The 17,186-nt window shown below is 51.8% G+C and carries 18 protein-coding genes and 1 tRNA gene; 2 read left to right on the top strand and 17 right to left on the bottom strand.

Annotation, left to right across the window (positions count from 1 at the left end):
* Positions 1 to 82: 82 nt before the first annotated feature.
* From AC4IE8_RS05775 to AC4IE8_RS05750, 6 genes are all read right to left on the bottom strand, one after another.
* Positions 83 to 526 carry a DUF4426 domain-containing protein gene (locus tag AC4IE8_RS05775; RefSeq protein WP_068990049.1) on the bottom strand — a complete coding sequence of 148 codons (444 nt, stop codon included), beginning with the start codon at positions 524 to 526 and terminating at the stop codon, positions 83 to 85.
* Positions 527 to 852: 326 nt separating this feature from the next.
* The gene (locus tag AC4IE8_RS05770) at positions 853 to 2,829 is read right to left on the bottom strand and encodes a dynamin family protein (RefSeq protein WP_490790532.1); all 1,977 of its coding nucleotides are present in this window, start codon (positions 2,827 to 2,829) and stop codon (positions 853 to 855) included.
* Between the two features lie 106 nt (positions 2,830 to 2,935).
* On the bottom strand, positions 2,936 to 3,220 hold the full coding sequence (locus tag AC4IE8_RS05765) for a DUF167 family protein (protein WP_068990054.1): 285 nt from the start codon (positions 3,218 to 3,220) through the stop codon (positions 2,936 to 2,938).
* Positions 3,217 to 3,795 carry a YggT family protein gene (locus tag AC4IE8_RS05760; protein ID WP_068990057.1) on the bottom strand — a complete coding sequence of 193 codons (579 nt, stop codon included), beginning with the start codon at positions 3,793 to 3,795 and terminating at the stop codon, positions 3,217 to 3,219. The genes AC4IE8_RS05765 and AC4IE8_RS05760 overlap by 4 nt, the downstream gene beginning before the upstream one ends.
* Positions 3,788 to 4,624: a pyrroline-5-carboxylate reductase gene (gene proC, locus AC4IE8_RS05755; RefSeq protein WP_068990059.1), complete on the bottom strand. Its 837-nt coding sequence runs from the start codon at positions 4,622 to 4,624 to the stop codon at positions 3,788 to 3,790. The genes AC4IE8_RS05760 and proC overlap by 8 nt, the downstream gene beginning before the upstream one ends.
* A gap of 79 nt (positions 4,625 to 4,703) precedes the next feature.
* Positions 4,704 to 5,417 (bottom strand): YggS family pyridoxal phosphate-dependent enzyme, encoded by a 714-nt coding sequence (locus AC4IE8_RS05750; RefSeq protein ID WP_490790531.1) that lies wholly within the window; start codon positions 5,415 to 5,417, stop codon positions 4,704 to 4,706.
* A 255-nt stretch (positions 5,418 to 5,672) separates the two neighbouring features.
* On the opposite strand from AC4IE8_RS05750, the gene AC4IE8_RS05745 reads away from it, so the two are divergent.
* Both AC4IE8_RS05745 and AC4IE8_RS05740 read left to right on the top strand, forming a co-directional pair.
* Positions 5,673 to 6,707, top strand: a complete 1,035-nt coding sequence (locus AC4IE8_RS05745; RefSeq protein ID WP_068990062.1) for a type IV pilus twitching motility protein PilT — start codon at positions 5,673 to 5,675, stop codon at positions 6,705 to 6,707.
* Between the two features lie 159 nt (positions 6,708 to 6,866).
* On the top strand, positions 6,867 to 7,991 hold the full coding sequence (locus AC4IE8_RS05740) for a PilT/PilU family type 4a pilus ATPase (RefSeq protein ID WP_490790530.1): 1,125 nt from the start codon (positions 6,867 to 6,869) through the stop codon (positions 7,989 to 7,991).
* Between the two features lie 89 nt (positions 7,992 to 8,080).
* Here AC4IE8_RS05740 and AC4IE8_RS05735 read toward each other — a convergent pair whose 3' ends face one another.
* The 11 genes from AC4IE8_RS05735 to AC4IE8_RS05685 form a co-directional block, all read right to left on the bottom strand.
* Positions 8,081 to 8,533: a hypothetical protein gene (locus AC4IE8_RS05735; protein WP_490790529.1), complete on the bottom strand. Its 453-nt coding sequence runs from the start codon at positions 8,531 to 8,533 to the stop codon at positions 8,081 to 8,083.
* A 231-nt stretch (positions 8,534 to 8,764) separates the two neighbouring features.
* Entirely contained in the window at positions 8,765 to 9,331 is a 567-nt protein-coding gene (locus tag AC4IE8_RS05730) for an ankyrin repeat domain-containing protein (protein ID WP_490790528.1), read from the bottom strand.
* Between the two features lie 78 nt (positions 9,332 to 9,409).
* Positions 9,410 to 9,745: a DUF1820 family protein gene (locus AC4IE8_RS05725; protein ID WP_068990075.1), complete on the bottom strand. Its 336-nt coding sequence runs from the start codon at positions 9,743 to 9,745 to the stop codon at positions 9,410 to 9,412.
* A 124-nt stretch (positions 9,746 to 9,869) separates the two neighbouring features.
* Positions 9,870 to 9,945, bottom strand: a tRNA-Thr gene (locus AC4IE8_RS05720).
* Between the two features lie 99 nt (positions 9,946 to 10,044).
* On the bottom strand, positions 10,045 to 11,133 hold the full coding sequence (gene thiO / locus AC4IE8_RS05715) for a glycine oxidase ThiO (protein WP_490790527.1): 1,089 nt from the start codon (positions 11,131 to 11,133) through the stop codon (positions 10,045 to 10,047).
* 222 nt (positions 11,134 to 11,355) lie between these two features.
* A complete protein-coding gene (locus AC4IE8_RS05710) occupies positions 11,356 to 11,784 on the bottom strand; it encodes a type IV pilin protein (protein WP_490790526.1) in 429 nt (142 codons plus the stop codon).
* A complete protein-coding gene (locus tag AC4IE8_RS05705; RefSeq protein ID WP_490790525.1) occupies positions 11,777 to 14,608 on the bottom strand; it encodes a pilus assembly protein in 2,832 nt (943 codons plus the stop codon). The genes AC4IE8_RS05710 and AC4IE8_RS05705 overlap by 8 nt, the downstream gene beginning before the upstream one ends.
* Before the next feature lie 10 nt (positions 14,609 to 14,618).
* The gene (locus AC4IE8_RS05700; RefSeq protein WP_068990088.1) at positions 14,619 to 15,119 is read right to left on the bottom strand and encodes a PilX N-terminal domain-containing pilus assembly protein; all 501 of its coding nucleotides are present in this window, start codon (positions 15,117 to 15,119) and stop codon (positions 14,619 to 14,621) included.
* A gap of 34 nt (positions 15,120 to 15,153) precedes the next feature.
* The gene (locus tag AC4IE8_RS05695; protein WP_068990091.1) at positions 15,154 to 15,963 is read right to left on the bottom strand and encodes a PilW family protein; all 810 of its coding nucleotides are present in this window, start codon (positions 15,961 to 15,963) and stop codon (positions 15,154 to 15,156) included.
* Position 15,964: 1 nt separating this feature from the next.
* Positions 15,965 to 16,537 (bottom strand): type IV pilus modification protein PilV, encoded by a 573-nt coding sequence (gene pilV / locus AC4IE8_RS05690; RefSeq protein ID WP_490790524.1) that lies wholly within the window; start codon positions 16,535 to 16,537, stop codon positions 15,965 to 15,967.
* On the bottom strand, positions 16,534 to 16,974 hold the full coding sequence (locus AC4IE8_RS05685) for a GspH/FimT family pseudopilin (protein ID WP_068990097.1): 441 nt from the start codon (positions 16,972 to 16,974) through the stop codon (positions 16,534 to 16,536). The genes pilV and AC4IE8_RS05685 overlap by 4 nt, the downstream gene beginning before the upstream one ends.
* Positions 16,975 to 17,186 lie beyond the last annotated feature (212 nt).

The raw sequence follows: 17,186 nt of genomic DNA, 5'->3' as shown, positions 1-17,186 counted from the left end.
TTGTTGAATAGCTTTCAGGACTGTTTGTTCAGTCCTGAAAGCAGTCTGATCAGCCGAGTCGATCAGTTGTTCTATCTATTCTTTAGTCGATATAAAAATCCTGACTCAGTTTGGCGGTGTAAAAGCGTCTCTCACCTCTGGGCTGTACTTTAATCTCGAAATTCAGTGTCTCTTGGTCTGCGATACGAAATTCACCAATGTAGTAGACCGCATCGCCCTCAGTGACCTTGCGCATCGGGATGCTGATCAGCTGACCGCGAATATTGTTTGCTTTGGCCATGACAACAGCTTCTGAAGCGGTGCCGGTGGTTCCTTCAACTGACTTGATGATACTGACATTCAGCATGCCTCTGTATTTACTGCGTTGAATACCGTATTGACGGGCAACGCCTGGCTCCAACGAGGCACTGGGTATGGCATTGTGGTGAATGGTGAATCCTGGAATGGCTGTACTGTTTTCAGCCAGAACAGGGAAAGCGAACAGTGATAAAAGCAGTACTCTGGCTAAAAGGTTGAATACGGACATATAAACTCCTCCATCTGTGCCGGCCTGATTGGCCGGTCTAGGTTGTGATAGCCCTTATTAAGCTAGGTTGATTCTTTTCTGCCGATATAAAGTGGATACGCGATCTGCTTTCGAGCAGATTCATCCTCCACAAGGAACAGGGCATGAAAAACAGTTTAGACGATCAGGACCGGAGGGTGAAGTGGAACAAAGTCTGCCCGTTGGAGATGAGTGCGGATATTGAGTCTGCTGGTTGAGATGATCATCCATAACCAACAAGCGCCCACCTCAGAGAGGGGGCGCTTATTGATGGTTGTTATGTAACCGTTCTGCCGGTTCTGTTGGGCTTAGCCGACGTTCTGCTTGACCAGGGTGGGTTTCTGTCGCTGCGCATGGTGTAGAGGCCGGCTGTTGCTCAGTCGGTTCGACATATTACGCAGTGCGGTCAGCTGCCTGGCGAGCTCGGTATACTGCTCCTGTAACTCCAGGATTCGATATTGCAGCGTATTGCGGGACTGGCCGATCTTCTGCAGATTGGTCAGGCGTTTCTCCATCATCTCCTTATGATCCTTGATCTGGATAACCAGCGGTTCCAGCGTGGAACCGAGCCATTGATTGACCTCTTCATCGGCCCGTTTGAAGATGTCATGAGCCCGTTTGACCAGTGCTGAGAAGAACCTTTTTACCACAAAGTTCTGTTCCATCATGGCCGTTACCGGGCTGTTTCTGAAGATCTCCGCTTCCTGATGCAGCAGTTCCAGTTCAACACGATACTTCACGATAGAGAACATCTTCGGCTGCACCACGGCAAAGCCGTGCTCATTCTGAAACTTGCGGTAGATGGCGCGAATCAGCTTGCGGGTCTGTTCACTCTGATTGACCACTTTGAGCATGGTGCGGCGGGTCTCGTCGAAGAGCTTTTTCATCGAACTCTTCATGCCGCTGGTGGTCCAGCTGTTGGACATATCCTTGCGGGATTGTTCGATGGTGCCCTCTAATGCTTCGAGACTGAGAATCTCAGCAAGCAGATTGGCCTGCTGTTTCAGCTGTTTCCTGCTCTGCTGGAAGGTGTCCACGTCGCGTAGGTATTGCGCCTGCTCGCTGCGGGTTTTTTCCATCAGATTGGTGATCACGTCATCACTTTTATCGCTGAGCTCTTCAAGCTCCTCGAGCTGGTATTTGGTGTCATTCAGTTTGCCGGAGAGCATGCTGCGGCTGTTGTCCAGCATCTGCCCCACATCGGCACTGACGGTATCGAGAATGATCTGCTGTTTGATATTCAGAACGTCCTGGCCGAGATAGTTCTCCAGGTCGAGCAAGGCACTTTTCTCAAGCAGCTGTTTCTCGCCTTTGACTTTAGCAAGCAGCCCCTTTTGCGCAGAGACCGGGAAGACCACATTCGGTTCAACACCTAATAATTCAGCTGTATTGGTCTGTTGGTTGCGGATCGCCTCATGAATATCCTCATGCTCTCTGAGATCGTCCCACATGGTGTCTATCTTGTTCAGCACCACCATCAGACCCCGTTGCCGGCCGCTCTGGAAACCCTTGATATGGTGTTGCCAGATCTCCATGTCGCTGCGGGTGACGCCGGTATCGGCGCCAAGCACAAACAGCACGGCCTGAGCAGCCGGTAACATGTTCAGGGTCAGCTCAGGTTCTGTGCCCAAGGCGTTCAGTCCGGGGGTGTCGAGAATGGTCAGGCCTTTTTTCAGCATCGGGTTGGGGAAACTGATCTGTGCATGACGCCATTTCGGGATCTCGACGGTTTCCGGTGGCTGATTCTGATGCGGATGCAGGTCCGGACTGTAGAGACCGAGATGCTTGGCCTCCTCCAGGGAGACCTCTTTGGTCTGTACCACTTCGCTCAGAGCCGCCTGCATCTGCTCCACGGAGTCGGTCTCCAGCGGATAATGGACCCACTGTTTGGTATCGTGTCTGAGTTGGGACAGGGTATTGTCCTGCAGACGGGTTTCGATGGGCAGCAGGCGAACATAGGCCTCATTCCGCTGGTCATCGTAAAAGATTTCGGTCGGGCACATGGTGGTGCGGCCGGCATCTGAAGGCAGCAGCCGGCGCCCGTAATCGGCAAAGAATATGGCGTTGATCAGCTCAGTCTTGCCGCGGGAGAACTCTGCAACGAAGGCAATGGTCAGCTTGTCGCCTTTCAGCGTACCGAGAGTATGGTTGATGCGATGCTGGATATCCTCGGTGGACATGCCGTTCTCTTCCAGCCAGGGACCATACTCTTCAATGGTGTTGATGATATCCTTTTTCCACTGCTCGTAAGCTTGTAACTGTTCTTGAAATCTTACTTTTTCCATGCACTAGCCCCAGTCTCACGTTAGCCGTAAGGGGCGGTTCACCACCCGGTTCAGCTGTTAGGAATAATAATACTAGAGGAACAAGCTTGGTGCCATAGCCCCAGTCTCACTTCTCAATTTCTATCGGCAGACGCCCTGGGGACTTTAGTTTCAGGCGCTTACTGCGGGAGCTCTCCCCGGAGAGCAGTTCGATTCTGTTGCGTGGCAGGTTGAACGCCTTGGCGATGAACTTCAGCAGTCGGTCGTTCGCCTGTCCATCCACCGGTGGCGCGGTGATCGACACTTTGTACTGATTATCGCCGTAGGGGCCTATAAACCGGTCCCTGGAGGCCTTAGGCTGTATCCGCAGGCGCAGAATCAGATCATCCTGCTGCCATTGGTACCAGCTCATTGAATGAGGCTGTTGGTGAGTTGCTGCAGGGGCGGAATGAGAAGCATTTTGAGCAGTACCAGGCCGATCATCACCAGCATCGGCGAGAGGTCGAGCCCACCGACCGGTGGCAGCAGCTTTTGCGCAGGCCGCATAACCGGTCCTGTAAGACTGTAGAGCAGGCTCACCGCCGGATTATAGTTACCGGGACTAAACCAGCTGAGAATCACCTGGATCAGTACGGCAAACAGAAAGATATTGATGGTGAGTTCGACCAACTCAGGGATTGCCAGCAACAAAGGGGCTAACAGGCTCGCGCTTTGTCCTGCAATCATGATCACAATAAACAGTTCCACGGCCTTCAACACCCAGGCGAGGATCAGGGATGAGATATCGATACCGCCAAACCCGGGAATCATACGGCGCAGCGGTTTCAGCAGTGGATTGGTCACTTTGACCAGAAACTGAGAGATCGGATTATAGAAATCCGCTCTCACGATCTGCAGCAGAAATCGCAGCAGAATGGCAAGAATGTACAGACCGAACAGGGTTTGAACCAGAAATATCAGTGGGTTGGTGAGATAGCTGCTACCCATTTTCTTTATGTCCTAGTAGATCGGAGAGTTCCCGGGAGCGTTCTGCCGCACCCTGCAGAGCGTCATTGAACAGAGAGCGCAAACCACCCGCTTCGAGTATGCCCAATGCCCGCTCCGTGGTGCCTCCGGGAGAGGTTACCTTCTGCCTCAACAGGGCCGGGGAGTCGCTGCTTTCGATCGCCATTCGGGCCGCTCCCAAGGCGGTTTGCAGGGTCATCAGACGGGCGCTCTCATCATCCAGCCCCAGGGCTCTGGCCGACTCCTCCATGGCCTCCATGACCAGGAAGAAATAGGCGGGGCCACTACCGGAGACCGCCGTTATGGCATCAATCAGGGATTCATCTTCCACCCAGCGGGTCATTCCGACGGCGCGCAGAATACTCTCAGCCTGACTACGCTGATGCTCGTTTACCGACGCCCCCGCATAGAGACCGGTGGCACCGGATTGAATCATCGCCGGTGTGTTGGGCATGCTGCGTACCAGCGGCAGCTCTGAGCCGAGCCAGTCGGCCAATGCGCCAGCCGTAATACCCGCCGCAATCGAAATGACCAAGGGTTTGTTTTGCTGCAGCGCCGGGGCCAATGCCCGGGCCACAGGCTCCATGATCTGGGGTTTGACGGCCAGCACTACGATGTCAGCCTGAACCACGGCCAGGTTGTTGTCCGGTTCCGTAGTGATGCCATAGCGGGCGGCCAACTGGCTCAACTTTTCCAGGTCAGGATCAGAGACAGTGATCGCCTGGTTCTCATATTCGTCGGCGATCAGGCCGCCGATCAGGCTGGTTGCCATGTTGCCGCCACCGATGAATGTAATTTTATCGCTTTTCATACTGCGCTTCTGTCCGTCTGGATTTTGTACAGGTGCCAAGTGAGGCATCTACTATTGTCAATTAACATGGGGCGCCACACTAGTTATAGTTTCGTGGGCCAAAAATCGCGGTGCCGATTCTGACGATGGTCGATCCTTCGCAGATTGCATCCTCCAGGTCGTCAGACATTCCCATGGATAGGGTGTTCAGGGGATTATCCGCTGTCTTCAGCTGGTCACGCAATGTGTGTAACAGTTTCAGTGACTGTTTGGGGTTCTCAGTCTCTGCAATCGGTGCCGGTATGGTCATCAATCCCCTGACACTGATCCTGTCCAGCTGTTGGTAGGCGGGTAGCAATTGTGCCAGCTCTTCCAGTGTGTGCCCGTCCTTGCTCGCCTCGCCACTGGTATTCACCTGCAGGCAGATGTTCAGGGGCGACATCCCTTCCGGGCGCTGCTGGCTGAGGCGGGTGGCGTGTTTCAGGCTGGCGACACTGTGTACCCAGTCGAAATGCTCGGCGATCGGCCTGGTTTTGTTGCTCTGGATATGGCCGATAAAATGCCAGCAGAGGCTGAGATCGGCCAATTGTTCGATTTTGCTGATCGCCTCCTGCAGATAGTTCTCACCGAACATGCTCTGTCCCAGGGCGGCCAGTGCGCGAATCTCCTCGCTGCTGCGGGTCTTACTGACGGCCAGCAGCTCCACTGAGTCGGTTTCCCGCTGGCAGGCAGCGGTTGCCTGTTCGATGCGCTGCGCTACAGCCTCGAAGCGTTGTTGCAGCTGATCGGGATTTGATACGGTGTTGTCTGTCACGTTCGTCTTCGGGCCTATGCCGTATTTGCGGGGCTATAAGTTAATTGTCAGGCGGTTTGGTATATCATTAATCCTGTAGCACGTTCTACATTGCAAAGTGCGGTCAGGCTGATGCCATTTCAAGTCCAGGCGCCGGTTAAATATATCTGTCTGGATGTCGATAAGGGGATAATGGCCGTCCGGCTGGAAATAGAGTACCACGATTTGCGATCAACAATGGTAGGCTTCACAAGCCTGATTACAACGGGGGAATGAATGGATATCGCTGAACTATTGGCCTTCAGTGTCAAACACAACGCATCAGATTTACACCTTTCCGCTGGTTTGCCGCCAATGATCCGTGTCGACGGAGACATTCGCCGCATCAACGTTCCGGCGCTTGAGCATAAGGTGGTGCATGCCCTTGTGTATGACATCATGAACGACAAGCAGCGAAAGGATTTTGAAGAGTTTCTGGAAAACGACTTCTCCTTTGAGATTCCCGGCCTTGCCCGTTTTCGTGTCAATGCCTTCAATCAGGCTCGTGGCGCATCCGCGGTATTTCGTACCATCCCCTCCAAGGTTTTGACCCTGGATGATCTGGGCTGCCCTCAGATCTTCAGGGACATTGTCGATGTGCCCCGTGGGCTGGTGTTGGTTACCGGCCCGACAGGTTCCGGTAAGTCGACGACCCTTGCCGCCATGATGGACTACAAAAACGACAACGATTACTCCCACATTCTTACCATCGAGGATCCGATCGAATTCGTCCACAGCAGTAAAAAGTGTCTGATCAATCAGCGTGAGGTCCACAGGGATACCCTGGGTTTCGCCGAAGCTCTGCGTTCTGCGCTGCGTGAGGATCCGGACATTATCCTGGTGGGTGAGTTGCGTGACCTTGAAACCATCCGTTTGGCACTGACAGCGGCCGAGACCGGCCATCTGGTATTCGGTACCCTGCACACCAGTTCGGCGGCGAAGACCATCGACCGTATCATTGACGTGTTTCCCGCGGGTGAAAAGTCGATGGTTCGCTCGATGCTTTCCGAGTCGTTGCGCTCGGTGGTCGCCCAGACCCTGCTGAAAAAGATCGGTGGAGGCCGAATCGCCGCATGGGAGATCATGGTGGGTACACCGGCGATCCGAAATCTGATCCGTGAGGACAAGGTGGCGCAGATGTATTCAGCGATTCAGACCGGTCAGGCGGCAGGCATGCAGACCATGGACCAGGCACTGAAAGAGCTGGTGCAGAAGGGTGTGGTCAGCCGATTGGATGCCAAAGCCAAAGCGCAGAACAAGGATCAGTTTTAGTCTGATGTTGTATCATTAATACAACCAGGATTAACAACCACTCTTAACAGGTAGAAATCCAGGGTTGATTGAAATCGTCTCAATAGCCCCCAGGTTTCCGGCTCAACAGCTGCCGCTGTGGAATCAGCCTATGAATACGAGTGTATAGAGGACAAGACTATGGAACTGAACACACTCCTAGCCATGATGGTCAAGAACAAGGCCTCGGATCTCTTCATTACCGCTGGACGGGAGCCTTCAATCAAGGTCGATGGCAAGATTCATCCAGTCAATAAGACGGCCCTGACAGCCCAACAGACCAAGGCCCTGACCTACAGCATCATGACCGATGCCCAGCAGAAAGAGTTCGATGAAACCCATGAATGCAATTTTGCCATCAGTGCAAAAAAGATAGGCCGGTTTCGTGTCAGCGCATTTGTCCAGCGGGATGCGGTGGGTATGGTATTGCGTCGTATTGAGACCAACATCCCGAGCCTTGAATCCCTCTATCTTCCTTCAATACTTCAGGATCTCTCGATGGCCAAGCGTGGCCTGGTGATCTTCGTCGGGGCGACGGGTACCGGTAAGTCGACCTCTCTGGCCGCCATGATCGGCTACCGAAACATGCGTGGGGACGGCCATATCATCAGCATCGAAGACCCCATCGAGTTCATGCATGACCATAATCAGTGCATTATCACCCAGCGGGAGGTCGGTATCGATACCGAGTCCTATCAGGTGGCACTGAAGAATACCCTGCGTCAGGCTCCTGATGTCATACTGATTGGTGAGATTCGAACCCGGGAGACCATGGAGCATGCAATTGCATTTGCTGAGACTGGTCATCTCTGCCTCTCAACCCTGCATGCGAACAATGCCAATCAGGCGCTGGACCGGGTAATCCATTTCTTTCCTGAGGACCATCGGGATCAGATCTTTATGGATTTATCGCTGAACCTGAAGGCGATTGTCGCCCAACAGCTGATACCGAAAGCCGACAGCAGCGGACGACGTGCAGCGATTGAGGTATTGCTGAATACCCCCCTGGCAGCTGAGTTGATCCGTAAAGGTGAGATTCACAAGCTAAAAGAGCTGATGAAGCGATCCAATGAACACGGCATGATCACGTTTGATCAGCACCTCTACCGGCTTTATGAAGAGGGTGTAATCAGTTACGAAAACGCACTGGCTCATGCCGATTCGGCCAATGATGTACGCCTGATGATAAAACTCGGTGCCAGCCAGACCAGTGACTCGCTGGTTGACGGGCTGGACGGTATCACCTTGATGGATGGAAAGGCTTAAGCATTTCAGTCCGCAAATGAACGCCAGTAACAGTCATCAAGCGATGGCGTTAATTTGCGGACCAATATAATAAGAGCCTGCATAAATAGCTAAGGTATGAATGCCTCAGCTAACTCATACTGCTTTTCAGATTCGTTGGCCAATCCCCCTTCATTGTTCAGAATCATTTCGCAGTTCTTTGCCATCCGTGCCTGCATGGCGGCGCGCCATGCACCTTTACTCTCATCTGGTTCATCAGGCGCAAGCGAAGCTGCCGCAGCGGCAGCGACAAAGTGTTCAGCTTGAGCCGCCCAGTCAGCATCACGGCCGCATGCCGTATAGGTTTGGGTGGCAAAGCTTTTGACTTCTTTGTAGGCAGCTTCAATCTCTTGGGGATGCAGCTCCGGATTGGAAGCGGCTTGCACGGCTCTGGAAATCCTCGGGTCGGCACTCAAATGCTCGACACTGGCAACAAACTTACCCGCCAGGGCGCGTTGTTGTGCTGCTGAGAGCTGGCCTATGGCATCGCGAAGACTTTGATCATTGGTAATACGGGTTGGCATGGGATACACCTCCAGAGAGCAAAAGCCTAGATAATTAGGGGAGAGTTCCATCTCATCCCTACATCTTAGAATTTCATCCGGCATCAACTGATGACCCAGATCAGTGAATCCGTTATTTACACAGAATTATGTTAAGTGTGTATGGCGAGAGCCTGTCAGGTCATTGGGTTGAGGTATTCAACAAATTGATCAGCAACCGGATCAACTGGGGAGGATCATAAATGGAACTTATTACGGCTCTCGGCTATCGAGTAATGCCAGGGTTTCGTTGTGTTGATTTTTTTTTGCCCAATCCAGGGCGCTCATCTGATCGAAGTCTTTGAGTTCGGTGTTGGCGTTGTGGTCAAGCAGGACTGCTACCGAATCTGTGTGCCCCAGTTTGGACGCCCAGATCAGCGCGCTCCAACCGCCCGTTTTTTCAATTTGGTTGACATCCGCACCATGGCTTAACAAAAGCTCAGCTATCCGGTGGTGATTATTGGAGACAGCCAGCATCATGGCTGAATAGCCACCCTTATCAACCTGATTAACATTGGCTCCCGCATCAAGCAGACGTTGAGTCGCTTCCAGGTGCCCGTTCAGCGAGGCTTTCATAAGTGGTGTCCACATACAGGCATCCTGTACATCCACGTGGCTCTGACCCTCGATCAATTTGCGTATGGTTGGTAGGTCGCCGGCTTCAGCGGCAACAATCAACGGCGGATTTTCTGAAAGTTCAAAGTCTGAAGTATCAGATTTTTGATCAGAACAGCCGCTGACAAACAGGAGAATTGTGAGTAGTAAGGTAAGCCGTTTCATATTGAGAGGAAGTTGTGCAGCACACAGTTATTCTCAATATTCCACTCAATGTATCAATGCGTAAACGCAATCGGTGAGTTACTTCTCTGGATTGTTTTTGGGATTGATAAAATGGTTGGGAAATGGCGTGATGTTGGAATCCGCATCAATCTCTATGATCTTACCCGGTCCATGCTCCTGTTTTTCCACTTCATCGATACGGATCACGGAGTGGATGGGTATACGGGTGCGTTGCACGCCGGAGAACTCCTCTTTCAATTTCTCAGCCGACGGATCCACTACCAGACTGCTGGTTTCCTGGAAGATCAGATCCTCCACCTCCACGAAGCCATAGAGCTCACCCTGGCGAACGGTGCGGGCGAAGATTTCGTAGACTTTCCCCTGATTTAAGAAGACGATTTTAAAAAGGCGCATGGGGAGTAGATCGGCTCCTAAGAGAAAAATGGCAGCAGATAATAGCTGATGTTCTGGCCTGAGGATAGCTTAATTCATCGTCAGAAAATTTCCACTTATGCGTGGCGGGCAGGGGGATAATTGATGGAGCCGATGGGCGGAATTGAACCGCCGACCTACTGATTACGAATCAGTTGCTCTACCGACTGAGCTACACCGGCTGAAGGCGGGCAATTATAGACCTATCTTGATCTCGTGGTCTAGCCTGTATTATCTGGACGTATTGATGTGATCCGAGCTTAACTATCTGAAATTTATTACTAAAATCTCTTCGCGTCAAGGCTGTAAGGTTGGCTTGGAAGTATTGGTGGCCGTTCGAGGACGATGTCAGCGAGAAGGCGGCATGAGGCCGGGCCAAGTACAACTCCGTTACGGAAATGTCCAGCATTGACATAGAGACCTGATACTTCGGGCAGCTCGCCAATGTATGGGATACCTTTGGGTGAGCCTGGTCGGAGCCCTGCCCAATGGTGCTCAATTTCAGCTTGCGCCAATTCCGGAAAGTGGTTCAGTGCGTAGGCTTTGAGCTCCTGCTTTGCCTCTTCTGTTGTGGTTTTTTCAAACCCTCTGTGTTCCAGTGTGCTGCCAACCAAAACCCGGCCATCACGCCGGGGAATCACATAGCGGTCCTGGTGGAGAGTAATCCGGTTAATCCTTTCCGGCTGATGTTTGAAAATAATCATCTGCCCAAGTACCGGTTCGATCGTGGGCGGCGTGGCAAGTGATTGCAGTAGTGTTCGGCTCCAGGCTCCGGCGCAGATCACCACCCGGTCAGCTTCGAATCGCTGTTTGTCGGTTATAACGCCTTTGACCTGTTTGTTCTCTATGATCAGCTCATCCACTTTGCAATGCTCGTGGATTTGTACTTGGTCTTTGATAGCCTGGTAGAGGGATTGGGTCAGTCTTGGATTGCGTACTTGGGCAACATCGGGCATCCAAGCAGCTTGTTGTGCGTCAATCTCCAGTGTCTGCTCATAATTGGCAAGATCGCTACCATCAATGAGTTTGAGATTTTGTTTGCGGTTGAATGACCAATCCACGGCCTTGTCGCTATCTTCAGGCTCAACAATCAACAGACCGCTGGTTGTATACTCTGGATCGATGCCTGAGGCTTGCTTCAGTTCCTCAGAGAGTATTGGGTAGGATTGCTGACTCCACTCAGCAAGGTCGTTGACAGAATTGGTGTATCGCCATGGGTAGAGTGGAGAGATGATACCCCCTCCGGCCCAGGAGGATTCCCGGCCAATGAGGCTTTGTTCGAGTAAGGTGACATTCATGCCTGCAGAAGAGAGTTCCTGTGCTGTGAGCATGCCGATGATCCCGCCACCAACGATGAGACAGTCAGTCATATTACCTTAATTGCCTTTTGATTCAGGGGCTGAAAAGCTCTTTTTGATGTCTGTAATGCTATCTGCCAACAATCTTAAGAATAACATACCCGGTTATTTGATTTTCAGCTTATTTGAGGTGTTTATTAAATAGCGGCCATACTGAAAAAACAAAGGATCCACATCGAACAATGTGGATCCTTTGAGGTTAGGTCTGATCAATTGATCAGTTGGTTAGTTGGCCTATTTCCAACCCTCTGTCCAACCGCCTTCATTTCTTTCTTTAACACCAGCCGAGTTGAGTCGGTAGGCAATCACATCATCTTCGTTCTGTCCATCCTTGGTGGTAACGTCAATCTCGATTGAATAGCAGTTGGCGATATCCCCGCAAGCACCCGGAGTTATGGCAAGTCCATCGTAATAGCCATTCGGGCTGGTGGTGCCGATATTGGCTTCAGCCGGAATTTCAGTATAACTGGCTGTACGTGCCCGGTAGACATCCAGTTTTTGTGCTGCATCCAAAAGGGCCGACATGCCGTCATTTCGCCGCCCTTTGCGAACTGAATCCGCATATTGAGGGTAGGCGATGGCGGCAAGGATGCCGACTATCGCTATGGCAATTAATACTTCAACTAACGTGAAGCCGCGCATCTTGTTTCTAGACTTAATCATCAATAACCTCTTCCCAGTAGGTGGGCAAGAAATAATCATCCCAATCACGTTTTTTCTCAATACCAACCAGTAAGTGGACTTTGTTACCAAGGATTTGACCGCCTTGGTCATCCAGGTCACCCGGGAACACCAACATGGGTGATGGTGGGATACCAAGCATGTTCAAGGTGTCAGAGCGATCATTCACAGTCAGGCTGTCTTCGCTGCCGCCATTCCAGTTGAATTTTGCATTGGCGTCAATCATGTCAACGGCATAGACCCTGGCTGTACCGGCTGAACCACGTGCTTCACAATCTCCCAGATCATCAGCACGGGTTGCACTGAATGTGGTGAAAATAACGGCATAGTTGTACAGGATCGCTTTCGAGTAGGATTTTTCCGTGTTCGAAAGATCGAAGTACCAACCACCATTCGCTGGATTGAGAATGTCGGAGCGGGTTGCCGCTGTGCTTGTCGTGTTGATAAGCATGGATTGTGTCACGGTCGTGTAGCTGGTAGGCGCATTCCAGACCGCGCGGTCTTTGATCATGTAGAACCGGTCAATCGTGCTTCCATCCAGTGGATCAGTTCGATTACCAGAGCCGATTAAGATCGATACGAACTGTACACCACCCTTGGAGTAGTAACCGGCCTGCGGTGTGTTGAAGAAGCGCCTGAAACCGCCGCTGGAATTCACGTCGGCTATCACGGCCCCTGTCATGGCATCGACATCCACGCGAATGATTCTGCCCCCGACATCGGCCGCGTAGATACGATCAACCATCGCATCACCGTCGATGTCGATGGTCATAACATCGCTTGCGATGCTGTTGGTCATGTTGCTGACAGTGACATCCGCTCCGGTATTTGAAACGGTTCTTATCAGATTGCCATCCGCTGCGTTCACGATGAAGATATAGTTACCTTCGTCGTCAGCAGAGCGTGATGTGGCTGTATCCTGGTCGCTATCATAGCCCCCACCAAAAATCAGCACCGGAGTTGCAGTGCCACCAATGTTTATATTAACAAACAGAGGTTTCGACCAGGTTTGCGCAAGGCCTGTGAAATTGACATCGCTTGCTGCCGATATCTCTCTCACGAAGACTGGTGCATCCCTATCCGTAACGTCGAGCAGGAAGTACTTTTTACCACCGCGACGCATGCCGACGATGGCCATCTTGCTGCTACCTACCTCATAAACGGTAAGTGGACCATCCAGACCATAAAATGGGATGGTTGATGGGTTGTTTGTTTTGATTGTGTTGATTTCACTCAAAAACTCTACCGGCATAAAGGCCCAGAGTTCGGCACCAGTATCAGCATCGATCGCTGTCAGGACGCCTTCACTGGTGGGTAACAGGACAACATCGCCTCCTGCGTAATTAACAACAGCCGGTTGGGTATGGATGGGAGCACCCATTACCCCGAGATGTGACTCTTCATCCGGATTGTTTATGGTCCAGGTCGGATCCCAGGTGATCCAGTTCAGCAAATCAACACGCTCTTCGTCTGTTGCAACGCCCATCAAGGCGTTGGTGATTGCGGTGTTACTGAAGCTGACCAGATTGGTTGAGTCGGACAGTGGAGCGCTGCCATTCAGATTGGTGTAGAGATTACGGACCCCTTGCCCACCCATATGTGAGGCGGCGCCACCCTCAAGGGTTTCCCCGCCGTCGGATGAGTCGTTCCAATAGTCTTGAGAACCGGTGAACTCATAGGCTTCGTTAACCACTGAAGAGCCTAATTCGTCAAGTATGACAATGTTGCCATCACTTACAGCAAAGCTGTAGCTCTTCAGGTTGCCTTTCCAGAAGGTGGTTGTTGACGGTACGAACAGTGGTATGTAGATACGATCGCCACTGATAGCGGCATTGTCAGGATTGAAAGGAATTACTGGAGCCGTATAGGCATAGGGGATGGATTCCTGTGCATCGACAATGATCGAGGTCAGAACGTTTGACAGGCCGGTGACGCTGTCGGCTGGTGCGCTACTGTCCACCTGATAGTAGTTACCGCCACCGGCATCAGCGCCCACCATGCTCTGCAGAAAAATTTCCGTGGTACTGCCGGTCGAAGTGTCGAATCCGATGGTATGGGTGGTTATGTTCTGGGTCTCATGCCAGCCGGTCCCTTCTTCGAGATCAGTTGTATAAGCCCAACGGGCAATCTCTTTTGCGCATCGTCCATTTTGCCATCTTGAGGTGGAGTTTCTGACGCAATTGGTTCCTTCGTAGGAGGTAAGTCCGTAGGCTTGACCATCGGTTGGTGAATTGGAGTTTGGCGAACCATCAGAGAGTAATACGATATGATTGGGTCGGCACCAGTTGTCTTCCGGATCACCGTCGATGGGTGATGTCATGCTGTTACCGAAATAGTCGGTAAAGGTACGATCGCGGCGGAACCAGTCTACCGCAGCTTCCATTGCCTTAACCGTCGGTGTATAGCTGATGGTTTGCAAGCTGGAGACCTGAGAGGTGAAGCTGGATTCATTCCCATCGAATAGCTTGAACTCACCGGAATGAGCGCGCATGTAGAGGGTGCCGTTGTTACCCCAGCGGGTTGTATAACCGAGCAGCGCCGCGTTGGTGTTGGCAAGATCTGGGTTGTTGACCACGCCTGTCATCGCGTCGACCAGCTGGTTTCTCCGGGAGGGTGAGCCGGAGCTCATACTGCCGGATTCGTCAAGTACGAACAGTACATTCGGCGGTACGGGATCTGGTGGCTCTTGCAGGTAGATCTCGATATCGTCTGCCACAGACATCTGTGCAGAGAGGCTGAGGATCAGCGCACTGCAAAATGAAGGCAGTTGGTGTTTGATTTGTGGTATCTGTTTCGTGAGTAACATACTGTGCTCCTTACTGCCTGATCAGTGCAACCTGCATCCTGTTGTGGGTTTGAGACCCGCTGCTGCCTACATGGCCAAAGGCATCTACCTGGAATAGATGGGTTGAAACATCAAATTGATAGCCGGAGAAGAGCCTGTTGCCCATTCCCTGCTTTGGATCGATGAACGCTTCATAGGTCATGTCGATATCGGCGCGGATGTCTGCTTGGTCAGTTACGCTGTTTGATTGGTAAAAGTTGCCAGACGTACGGGTTTGATCGATGACGCTTGGTACATCAAGATTGTAATCAGTCACCAGCTCACTGGTTGATGTGCCGGTGATGATCGAGAGGGCATTCTCTGCAGCTTGAAAACTCAGCTCTTTGAGTTGGTGGTTGACCGCTATCTTTGTCTCGATGTTTGTATTGCGCATCGAACTGACACTGAGAAGTGTAATGATCGCAAGCAGGATCATGCTGATGACAAGAGCGAAACCACTCTGCCTGGTCGGACGGTTCGTAAATGTAGTCATGTGTCTGTACTGTCTCATTTTACGTTTCCAAACCCTATGAAGAGGCCTGTCTGTTGATGCCATTTCGCAGATTTCTCAAGGTGATGGTGGTGCTCGATGATTTGTAGGCCCTGCTGGTTTCTGTCGGGGTGAAAGGGGCGCCCATCACGTCCATCTCTTCCGCTGTAGCGGGTCTGAAGATCTCAGGTAGCTCCTGACCCTCTCCTGAGCCAGCGACCAGGCCAATACGAATTGCAACCACATTGACCCATCGTGCGTCGTCATCAACAGCGGTTGCCGTAAAATATTGATTGGCCAGGCCGTCACCATCGGTATCTATACCGTACAATGCCCGCATACGGGCTATGCCGGAAACCAGGGCTTGAGCATAGTTCTGCTCTGGTACCTCACAGATCAGATCACCGTCTGTATCGAGAAAAAACCGAACGGTGATAGTATCTGTAACATCTCCGCCCAGGGTGCCGGCCAGACCACAGGGTGCCGGTCCTGAGGCATAGCGAACGGCAACCACGCTGGATCCATTGGCATCGATATCCTGGATTCCATCAGTGCCGATCTCCGGAAAGGTGCGTAATCCGTTGTCGGTGGTACCGTAGGTTGTATCATTGTCGTTTTCTGGAAGGATGCCCCGACCAGCCATCACCAGTACCCGGCGCATATCCTGAAATGCAAAGCGGTAGTTTTCAGTAGCAGCAGCGATTGCGGATCTGGCATTGAAGGTGTTCTTGCTGTCAACGTAGACTTTACCGGCTCCACCAATAATGAAGAAACCGATTGCACTTGCGATCATCAGGGAGATAAGGGAGATACCTGATTGCCGGCGAATATTAGATAAGCTCTTCATCTTATTCCTCTCTGGGTGCACCAGGTACTATGCTGGTCACAACAGTTTCTGTTTGCGGGGCAGCTGTATCACTTTGTACCTGCCAGGTGATGGTGACCACCATGGTTGAAACAGGGGAGCAGGGATCTGCGTCTGTAGCATCGTTGTCAATGCAGGTGACAGCCATCTCGCCACCGGGCAGTGAGGTTTGAACACCATTTCTACAACTGACTTCCCACAGATCGAATGTTGCCATTTCAGCAGGTGAGCAATCTGCAATACCGGTGGTGCTGGTATCGTCAGGGGTCATGGCGCAGATCTCATCCGGTGGTGTAGTACAATCAGCAGCGACATCCGTAATATAATCATTAGCATCCACGCCGAACAGATTGGCCCTCATTCGGTCGGCTAAAGCAGCAGTCAGATCCGTAGCCCTGGATCTGTAATCCGCATTACTGGCTCCCTGCAGTGCCGTGATTTGAAGCGATGCCACGCCGAGCAGGCCAACGCCGATGATCACGGCGGCTACAAGCACTTCAATCAATGTCATGCCTCGACACTTTGATTTATGTATCGGGGTACATCTGGTAATCATGGGCATACTCCGTCCTCTGCCAATCTGATGAAGGGTCGACCGGTGAGACTGAGACAGACCCTGGACTTCACTTCGCCGTCGAAACTGATTGATATTGAGTCTGTATCGGCCAAGGCAGCCCTGCCTCGTGCGTTGTAGGTGACAGCATTCCCGCCGACTGTAATGGATTCGCTATCAACAGTGTGGGTAAGCAGGTTTACAACGCCGGCATCGACCTGCCAGCCATCAGCTTGCGGGGTGAAAGTTACATTCACTTCCTGGCGAACTGCCTCGCTTCTGGCCAACAGAACCCCGGCCAGAAGCTCATTGCTTGTGGTGGCAACTGAAGTCCGTTCTGATAGATTTAAGAATGCGGGTATACCAATGGCCAGCATGATTGAGGCCACGACAACGGTCATGATCAGTTCGATTAATGTAAAACCCTTTGTCCCTTTCATATTTAAACCTCACCTATTCTGACCAATAGCTTAGATTATGCGATTTGGTCGTGTCATACCGTTTATCGGTGTAGTGGCCCCACACATCCAAAATTTCCCAGAGTCAGCACAATAAGACGCTGATCAGTAGGAATGAAAGTTATAATGCGGTGTTTGGGTGCGTTTTCAGAGTCTCGCTTGAGACGTTGCCGGTGAACTGAAATCAGTCTTCT

The sequence above is a fragment of the Candidatus Thiodiazotropha sp. AKAK2 genome, assembly GCF_058244685.1.
The sequence above is the reverse complement of the archived record's forward strand: the minus strand, read 5'-3'. Positions and strand labels throughout refer to the sequence as shown.

Bases quoted from the DNA above. Each gene is read 5' to 3' on its own strand.
- AC4IE8_RS05710 (WP_490790526.1), bottom strand. From the start codon at position 11,784: ATGATTAAGTCTAGAAACAAGATGCGCGGCTTCACGTTAGTTGAAGTA.
- AC4IE8_RS05725 (WP_068990075.1), bottom strand. From the start codon at position 9,745: ATGCGCCTTTTTAAAATCGTCTTCTTAAATCAGGGGAAAGTCTACGAA.
- AC4IE8_RS05770 (WP_490790532.1), bottom strand. From the start codon at position 2,829: ATGGAAAAAGTAAGATTTCAAGAACAGTTACAAGCTTACGAGCAGTGG.
- AC4IE8_RS05775 (WP_068990049.1), bottom strand. From the start codon at position 526: ATGTCCGTATTCAACCTTTTAGCCAGAGTACTGCTTTTATCACTGTTC.
- AC4IE8_RS05760 (WP_068990057.1), bottom strand. From the start codon at position 3,795: ATGGGTAGCAGCTATCTCACCAACCCACTGATATTTCTGGTTCAAACC.
- AC4IE8_RS05765 (WP_068990054.1), bottom strand. From the start codon at position 3,220: ATGAGCTGGTACCAATGGCAGCAGGATGATCTGATTCTGCGCCTGCGG.
- proC (WP_068990059.1), bottom strand. From the start codon at position 4,624: ATGAAAAGCGATAAAATTACATTCATCGGTGGCGGCAACATGGCAACC.
- AC4IE8_RS05740 (WP_490790530.1), top strand. From the start codon at position 6,867: ATGGAACTGAACACACTCCTAGCCATGATGGTCAAGAACAAGGCCTCG.
- AC4IE8_RS05745 (WP_068990062.1), top strand. From the start codon at position 5,673: ATGGATATCGCTGAACTATTGGCCTTCAGTGTCAAACACAACGCATCA.
- AC4IE8_RS05735 (WP_490790529.1), bottom strand. From the start codon at position 8,533: ATGCCAACCCGTATTACCAATGATCAAAGTCTTCGCGATGCCATAGGC.
- pilV (WP_490790524.1), bottom strand. From the start codon at position 16,537: ATGATTACCAGATGTACCCCGATACATAAATCAAAGTGTCGAGGCATG.
- AC4IE8_RS05695 (WP_068990091.1), bottom strand. From the start codon at position 15,963: ATGAAGAGCTTATCTAATATTCGCCGGCAATCAGGTATCTCCCTTATC.
- thiO (WP_490790527.1), bottom strand. From the start codon at position 11,133: ATGACTGACTGTCTCATCGTTGGTGGCGGGATCATCGGCATGCTCACA.
- AC4IE8_RS05705 (WP_490790525.1), bottom strand. From the start codon at position 14,608: ATGTTACTCACGAAACAGATACCACAAATCAAACACCAACTGCCTTCA.
- AC4IE8_RS05685 (WP_068990097.1), bottom strand. From the start codon at position 16,974: ATGAAAGGGACAAAGGGTTTTACATTAATCGAACTGATCATGACCGTT.
- AC4IE8_RS05730 (WP_490790528.1), bottom strand. From the start codon at position 9,331: ATGAAACGGCTTACCTTACTACTCACAATTCTCCTGTTTGTCAGCGGC.
- AC4IE8_RS05700 (WP_068990088.1), bottom strand. From the start codon at position 15,119: ATGACTACATTTACGAACCGTCCGACCAGGCAGAGTGGTTTCGCTCTT.